This is a genomic window from Kribbella sp. (genome assembly GCF_035687465.1).
GTDB lineage: Bacteria > Actinomycetota > Actinomycetes > Propionibacteriales > Kribbellaceae > Kribbella.
Window position 1 is genome coordinate 1 of sequence record NZ_DASRXP010000688.1, and the last position, 7688, is coordinate 7688.

Genomic DNA, 7688 nt, shown 5'->3' on the forward strand with positions numbered 1-7688 from the left:
CTGGTGTCTGCGCTCGGCCCGGCCCTGCGGCCACGGCTCAACGTGGTGCGCGAGCAGCTGTACGCCGATGTCGTCACGCAGGGGTGGTTCGCGAGTCGCCCTGACGCGGTGCGGAACCGTTGGACCACGGCCGGCCTGGTCCTGCTCGGCGCTGGTGTGGTGCTGACGATCGTGCTTGCTGTTGTGACCAAGTTCGGGCTGGTCGGGTTCGCGGTGATGCTGGCGGGGGTGGCGTTGACCCTGGCGGGTCAGGTTGCTCCTGCGCGGACGGCCCGAGGTGCCGCAGTACTGGGGCGCGTTGCCGGGCTGCAGCGGTACCTGGCCGACGAGACCTCGTCGGATCTGCCGCAGAGTCACCGGCTCGAGTTCGCCTCCCGGTGCCTGCCGTATGCCGCAGTGCTGGGGCTGACCGAGAAGTGGGCGCTGGAGATCGCGGCGACCGATGACGACGACGACCCCGACGCCGGGATCGGCTGGTACACCGGTCCGGAGAACTGGCATCTCGCGGACATCGGTGAGTCGCTGTCGAACTTCGTCACCGCCTTCGGTGGCTCGCTGACCACCGCGCGGCGGCTGTTCTGAAGCAGTGAGAAGCCCCAACCGGGGCTTCTCACTGCTCGGTCAGCTGGTGTACTGCGGGAACGTGCTGAAGGTGTTGCAGAAGACCGGGTTCCTGTTGTTGAACCCTCTCGTCGACCACAGGTTGTGGTTCGTCTTCGAGCCGTGGTCGCGGATCTTCGTCGGGGAGAACTCGTCACCGGCGTTGGCGACCGCGAACTTCCAGTTGGTCAGCAGGTCACCGCGCATCGGGATGAAGGCGGCGTTCGCACCGAGGTAGGCCGAGCCGAAACAGGACGCCTGTAGTTCGCGCCGGCGGCTTTCCAGCAGTCGCAGGTTCGGGTCGGCCATGGTGGCCTGCCGGGCGAACGACGCCTGGAAGATGCCGGACAGTTGCTGCACGTGGTGGCCGTACTCGTGCGCGAAGGTGTTCAGCATCCACGCGCGGGTGTACATCGGGTTGATCTTGTAGTTCTTGTAGTCCACGTTGAACGGCATGTAGATCGCCTCGTTGGCGCTGCAGTAGAAGCCGCGGGTGCCGCGCTCCGTGCCGCAGGGCGTCTTCACGGTGTTGGCGTAGACGATCACGTGCGGCGCCCGGAACGGCAGCCCGACCTTCGCCATCGCGAGCCACCAGGTCCTGTTCAGGCAGGGCAGCATGCGGTTGTAGTACGCCTTGGTCGCGGCGAACGTGGTCGGCCGGTACGGCGGTTCGGTGCAGCGGGACGCCTGCAGCACACCGGCGGAGTACACCTTGTTCTTGGCCACAATCTCGTACGGCGTGGGCGTGCGCGGCTTGGGCTTCGGCTTCACAGTCGGCTTCGGCTTGGGCGTCGGTGTGGGGGTGGGCGTCGCGGTCGGCGTGGGGGTCTCTGATGGAGTCTCCGACGGTGTGTCCACTGCGGCGGGGACTGTCGCGGGGTCGTCGCCGCCGTTGCGCAGGGCGAAGGTGACGCCAGAGCCGACTACCAGCACGGCGAGCACGACCAGGCCGATCAACAAGCCCTTGGGGGTACGTCGCGGCTTCCGCCGCCGACCGCCGCCCGGGGGCTGCGGAATCGGGATCGGCGGGTACTGCCAAGCCGGTCCAGGCTGCTGCTGAGGCGGCTGATAGCCACGACCCTGCTGTCCGGGCGGTACATACCCACCCTGCTGAGGCGGGTAAGGCCCAGCCGCACCTGACGTCGGCGCAGCCGCAGCCGCCCACGGATTGTTCGGCCCACCCTGAGCCCCACCAACCCGATGCCACCCAGTCCCACTCTGAGACCCAACCCCACCCTGCTGCTCGGCACCGCTCTGCGGTCCGGGACGGCCGCCGCTCAGTGCGCCAGCGCCGCGCGATCCGGCACCGGTCTGCGTCCCGCCGCCCTCGCCGTGGCGGGGGTTCGTGGGGGGTGGGGCCGCGTGCTGGCCGCGGGGGCGGTCCGGGCGGTTAGGCGGGGTGCCGGGCTGGCCGTAGGGCGGGAAGTTCCAGCCGGAGGGGGTCTCGGCCGGTGGGTCCTGACCAGGAGGTGTGTTGCCGGATGGCGTCTGACCGGCTGGGTTCTGTGCAGCCGGGGGTTGCGCTGCCGGGGGTTGGGGCGGCGGGGTTTGGCCCGGGAGGGCGCCGGGGGGGACGGGGCCGGGTGGGCCGGGCTGGAGGTATTCCTGGGGCTTTTCGGCCGACTCGGTCCACCACAGGGGCGACTGGCCATCCTCGCGGGGTGCGCCCTCGCGGCCGTCGGGCTGCTCGCCCTCCGGCTCTGACGGGTCCCGAGGGGGTGGATTCCAGTTCTCCGACATCGATACTCCTCACGAGACCTTGCTGGCCGAAGCCGTGAACGTGTTGCACTTACTGCTGTCGAGCGTGTTGAAGCCGAGCGCGGTCCAGTACTGATGACTGGCCCGGGCACCGTGATCCCGCGGTCCGGCGCGGTTGTTCTCATCCCCGGTCTGCGCCTCGACGTACCGGCGGTAGACAGTCAGGTCCAGACCGGTGATGCCGTACGAGATCTTGTTCGCCCCCATGAACGAGGTGCCCAGGCAGGACGCCTGCAGCTCGATCCGCCGGCTCAGCTCCAGCCGCGCCTCGCGGTCCGGCGCATCGTACTCGAGCCGGGTGGCAGCGGACAGGATGCCGGTGACCTGCTGGAGGTGGTGACCGAACTCGTGCCCGGCCGTGTACGTGACCCACATCCGCGCGAACGCCCGGTTGGTGCTGTCGGCGGAGCGGTTCCACAGCTTGATGTCGTCGTCGAACTGGAGATACAGCGTCTGGTTCGCGGGACAGTAGAACGACACCGGCGAGCCGCTGGTGCAGGGCGACTGGACGCTGCCGGCCCAGAACACCACGCGCGGTGGCTTGAAGGCGTCCTGAGCGGCCGCGACCTTCGGGGCCCAGGCGCGGTTCAGGCAGCCGACCAGGTTCCCGTAGTACGTCCGCACCGCCGCCTGGCTGGTCAAGGCGACCTGCGGCTCACGGCAGTTGACCGAGCGCAGCACACCGGTGGCGTAGAAGGCGTCGGCCGAGACGATTTTCGCACTGTCCTGCGACGACGCGGCGCCGTCCTGGGTTCCGGGCGAGGCAGGGCTGTCGTCAGTCTGGGTCGGCGCCAGGCTGGGACTGGGCGCCACAGCCGGGGAATCGCCCTCGCGGAGCGCAAGGGCGGTAACGAGCAGGCCCACGGCCACGAGCCCGAGCAGGACCAGGCTGATGGTCAGGCCGGACCTACGCCTGCGCGGCGGACCTCCGTGCTGGAAGTGGTACCCCTCACCGACCCCGAGCTCGGGTCCCCAGCCGACCGCGGGAAGCGGCGGCCCGCCCCCCGGAGCACCGGGCAGCGGGTGGTTTCCGTACATGGGTATGGCGCCGTCGGGCAGCGCGCCCGGCGGCGGACCTGACGGTTCGCTCCAGTCTCGGTTCGGCACGGTTGTTCCTCATCCCCCCGGACACAGGGCGTGATCCGACGACCAGGCTAACCATCAGAACCGGTCCGCGTCTGTATGTGGGTGTGCTGCAGGTGACTATGTCACCCGCGCGGACGGTGCCGTGAAGGTATTGCACGCCGCCGGATTGCGGCTGTTGAACCCGCGGGTGGCCCAGTACTGGTGGTTGTTGGCGTCGCCGTGGTCGTTGGCGTTGTCCGTGACGTGCACGATCAGCCACCTCCACTCCCGCAGCGCCGCTCCGGTGACGGGGTAGCTGGCCTTGTTCGCGCCGATGAACACGTCGCTGAAGCAGGAGGCCTGGAGCTCGAGTCGCCGGGTGAGTTCCAGCTCGGCGGCACGGGTCGGAGCGTCGTACCGGAGGTCGTGGTTGGCCTTGAGGACGCCGGTCAGGTTCTGGACGTGGTGCCCGTACTCGTGCGCGAACTGGTGCAGCATCCACATCCGGGCCCAGACCTTCGCCGAGCTCTGCGGATACTGGTTGTAGTTGCCGATGTCCTCGCGCAGGTTCATGTAGATGGTCTCGTTGCTGCCGCAGTAGAACGGCGGCCCGGTGTCGGTCATCGAGCCGCAGGGGGACATCACGCGGCCGGTGAACGTCAGCACGGTCGGCTGGCGGAACTGGTTCCCGGACCGCTGGACCAAGGCCGGCCAGGCGCGGCCGAGGCAGGCCTTCAGCTGGGCGTAGTTCGCCCTGGCGCCCGCGGTGTTGGACGGCCGGGCCTTGGACTCCTTGCAGCCCGTCGCCGGCATGGTGCCGACCCGGTAGAGCGCGCTGCGGCTGACGACCTCGTAGTCCGTCGGGCCCCGCCTCGGCTCAGGCGGGTTGGAGGTGCGCGACGCGGTCGGCTTCACCACCGGCTTGCTGGTGGGCGGCCTGGACGTGGCCGGCCCGACCGGCGAGGGCTCGGCGCTCGGCTCGTACGACGGGCTCGCGGTCGACGAGGAGCTCGGTTCCGGGCCGGAGTAGTCGCTCAGCCGGTTCTGCTTGGCCACCACGCCGACGATCCAGAGCACCACGATGCCCGCCAGGACGACGATGATCGGCACCGCGATCCAGGCTGCCTTGCTCTTCTTCGGCGGCGGACCACCAGGCGGCATACCCCAGCCGAGCCCGTGCGGCAGTTGCTGCATCGGCTGCACCCCGTACTGCGGTTGCCAGGGCTGTGGCTGCCACGGCTGAGGCGCCAACGGCCCAGGCGGCGGCACCTGTCCACCGGGCGGCACCTGTCCCGATGGGTACTGGCCGGGCGGAGGCTGTTGCGGGTACTGGCCCGGGGGTCCCCATTGGTTGTCTGACACGCACTCTCCACTGCCCCGCCGGCGGACGTCGTACGAGGCCTGGGGCGCGGCCGCGCGGTGTCTGACGGTAGCGGAGGTCCGGCGTACCCGGCCAGACGATGCGCGTGGCGCTCGCGATCGTTGCGCTCGGCATGAGTAACGGTAAGGTGCCCCGTGATAACGACCCAGTAAGACCTGCCGCGGCCTCCCGGCCGCGGGCAGGGGCCCGGTGGCGCGGGCCGATCCAACCTAACCCTCTCGATACGGTGTGATTGGGCGATGCGTCTACGTCTCCTCGGGGTATCCCTGTGTGCCCTCGGCTTCCTGGCCCTGACCGGCGTGCACGCCGGTGCGACGGCCGGATCGGCCACTGCCGACCCAGTGGTCACCAACTACGACAGCGAGATCCGGGTGGACCGCGACGGTCTGCTCAAGGTGTCCGAGACGTGGAAGCTGAGCAACGTGACCGGGACGTTCACCCGGTTCCTGGTGACTCGCGACCACCTGCAGGACGACGTCGACCACGTGCAGAAGATCGAGGATCTGCAGGTCAAGGCCGGCGACGGGGTGTTGAAGTCCGAGCAGACCACTGACGGGGACATCACCTCGATCGCGGTCGCGGACGTCGCCGGGGTCACCCAGCTGGACTTCACCTACACCGTGCGCGGCGCGGTCGCCAAGACCCTGAACGGCACCGAGGTGCGGTTCGCGCCGCTGACCGGGCTCGGGCTGACGATCCAGGACGCGAACATCACCTACAGCACGCCTGAGGTCTCGCACGTCTCCTGCTTCGCCGGCGCGCCCGACAGCAACACCCCGTGCACGCTGGCCCAGATCGGCGAGACGGCCGGCCCGACCTTCCAGCAACAGGGCCTGCCGCCCGGCAACACGGTCCGGATGACGGTCGGCTTCCCCGACGGCGAGATCGCCGCGAACTCGATCGTCGAGTACCGCAAGTCGTTGAAGCGGTCCTTCTCGACCGACACCGCGCAGCTGATCACCGCGTTGCTCGTGCTCCTACTCGGCGCTGTCGCCCTGCTGGTCCTGTACCGCCTGCGCGGCCGGGACCAGGTCGACCCGCGTCGCGTAGTACCGGCGTCTCTTTTCAGCCTCGGGCAGGATGCCCGGATCGACTTCACTCCGCCGGCCGGGCTGCGGCCCGGTGAGGTCGGCACCCTGATCGACGAGCGGATCGACCCGGTCGACGTGACCGCGACCATCATCGATCTGGCCGTCCGCGGCCACATCAGCATCACCGAACTCGAGCACGACACCGAGTACTCGCGGCCCGACTGGGAGCTCAAGCGGATCGCGAACGCCCCGGCCGAGGAACTGCAGCGCTACGAGAACGTCCTGGTCCGCGCGATCTTCGGCGACACCGACTCGGTGCTCGTCTCCGAGCTCGGCAAGCAGGTCCGCGCCAACCTCGGCGAGGTCCAGGACGCCCTGTACGACGGTGTCGTCAAGCGCGGCTGGTTCACCGAACGACCCGACCGGACCCGCTCGCTCTGGGCCACGATCGGCATCGGGGTCACCGCGGTCGGCGTCATCCTGACCGTCGTACTCGCCCTCTTCAGCAGTTGGGGTCTGCTCGGCCTCGCGGTCACCGCTGTCGGCATCGGCCTGATCGTGATCGGCCGCCACATGCCGGCCAAGGCCCCCGCCGCCGGCCGCGTCCTCGGTCAGGTCGCGGCGATCCGCGGCGAACTGCTCGAGATGGACGTCAGCGAACTCCCCACCGACCAGCACGCCGAGCTGTGCTCCCGAGCCCTCCCGTACGCGGTGGTCCTTGGCGGCTCAGAACGCTGGATCGACGCACTCGTCGCAACCGACGCCAGCGACGACGAGGACGAAGGCTTCCACTGGTACCGCGGCCCCCGAGGCTGGCACCTCCAGTACCTCCCGGACTCCCTCCGCAACCTCACCACCAACCTCACCGGCGCGCTCTTCACCCGCTAGCTGGTTTGTAGCCCGGACCGCCCGTACGCCGCCCCCGGCATGCGGGCGGTCCGGTGTCTTACCAGTTGGCTTGGGAGCCGACTGGTGGGAGTGGGGTGGTGCTCGGATGGATGACGTAGACGAGGCCGCCCGAGTGCGGGACCCAGGCGTTCTCGAAGGCTTGGCGGTCGTATGTGGTGCGGACCTGGTCGTTGCTGGCGATCAGGTGCGAGGCCGGGTCGTTGACCACCACGTTGCCTGCTGCATCGAAGCCGACGATCACCATCAGATGGCCGTTGGTTCCGTAGCCCGCTCCGGGTAGTTCTTCCTTCTTGAAGGACAGGGAAGCGATCAGCGGGATCCCGGCGTCGATGAACTGCTCGGCCTCGGTGAGCGACCGCAGCCTGGTGACGAAGGCGTCCAGCCCGCGCGTACCGGCGTACGCGGTGTTGAACGGCCAGTTGCCCGCGCCGTCGTAGGCGTAGTCGAAGACGGAGCGAGCACTGTGGTCCACCTGCGGGTCGGCGTCGGCCGGATCCACCCAGGCGGTCTCTGCCGCGGTCGGCCCGGCGCCGTAGTAGTCGAGCACCATCGCCGTGGATGTTGCCGAGCACCAGGCCTCGCCACCGCCGTCCCACTGCGGGTAGTGGCCGATATGCGTCTCTTGCGAGTACGTCGGGACGTCGAGCACCTGGTTCTCCGCGGGGCCCACCGGGCTTGCGGCGACCTTCTTCGCGGCCGGCAGGTGTGATGCCATCGCGCCGACCGAGCGCACCACCGGTGTCTGGGTGGAACCGGTGAGGCGATAGAGCGTCACCTTCAGCTGCCAGCTGCTCAGGGATCGTCCGGTCCCGGCGACGAAGGTGTCGACGGCAACGGAGCCGTTGGTGTCGCCCTGGCTCGGGACGGAGGCACGGTGGATGTCGCCGGCGGTGGTGTCGTCACCGCTGGTCCATCGGCCCAGTACGTACCACTTGGTGGTCGTG

6 protein-coding genes are annotated in these 7688 nt (G+C 69.3%); 2 read left to right on the forward strand and 4 right to left on the reverse strand.

The window, feature by feature from the left end; all coding sequences use genetic code 11:
- Positions 1-582: DUF2207 family protein (locus tag VFG33_RS37200; protein ID WP_414673015.1), on the forward strand; the 582-nt coding region annotated here is incomplete at its 5' end.
- A gap of 39 nt (positions 583-621) precedes the next feature.
- On the opposite strand, the gene VFG33_RS37205 is transcribed toward VFG33_RS37200, so the two are convergent.
- The 3 genes from VFG33_RS37205 to VFG33_RS37215 all read right to left on the reverse strand — a co-directional run bounded on the left by VFG33_RS37205 (position 622) and on the right by VFG33_RS37215 (position 4617).
- Positions 622-1560, reverse strand: a complete 939-nt coding sequence (locus tag VFG33_RS37205) for a neutral zinc metallopeptidase (protein WP_325057726.1) — start codon at positions 1558-1560, stop codon at positions 622-624.
- 789 nt (positions 1561-2349) lie between these two features.
- Positions 2350-3465 (reverse strand): neutral zinc metallopeptidase, encoded by a 1116-nt coding sequence (locus VFG33_RS37210; RefSeq protein WP_325057727.1) that lies wholly within the window; start codon positions 3463-3465, stop codon positions 2350-2352.
- Positions 3466-3561: 96 nt separating this feature from the next.
- The gene (locus tag VFG33_RS37215) at positions 3562-4617 is read right to left on the reverse strand and encodes a neutral zinc metallopeptidase (protein WP_325057728.1); all 1056 of its coding nucleotides are present in this window, start codon (positions 4615-4617) and stop codon (positions 3562-3564) included.
- A gap of 426 nt (positions 4618-5043) precedes the next feature.
- Here VFG33_RS37215 and VFG33_RS37220 point away from each other — a divergent pair, with 426 nt between their 5' ends.
- Entirely contained in the window at positions 5044-6723 is a 1680-nt protein-coding gene (locus VFG33_RS37220) for a DUF2207 domain-containing protein (protein ID WP_325057729.1), read from the forward strand.
- A 58-nt stretch (positions 6724-6781) separates the two neighbouring features.
- Here VFG33_RS37220 and VFG33_RS37225 read toward each other — a convergent pair.
- On the reverse strand, positions 6782-7688 hold a 907-nt coding region (locus VFG33_RS37225), incomplete at its 5' end, for a C39 family peptidase (RefSeq protein ID WP_325057730.1).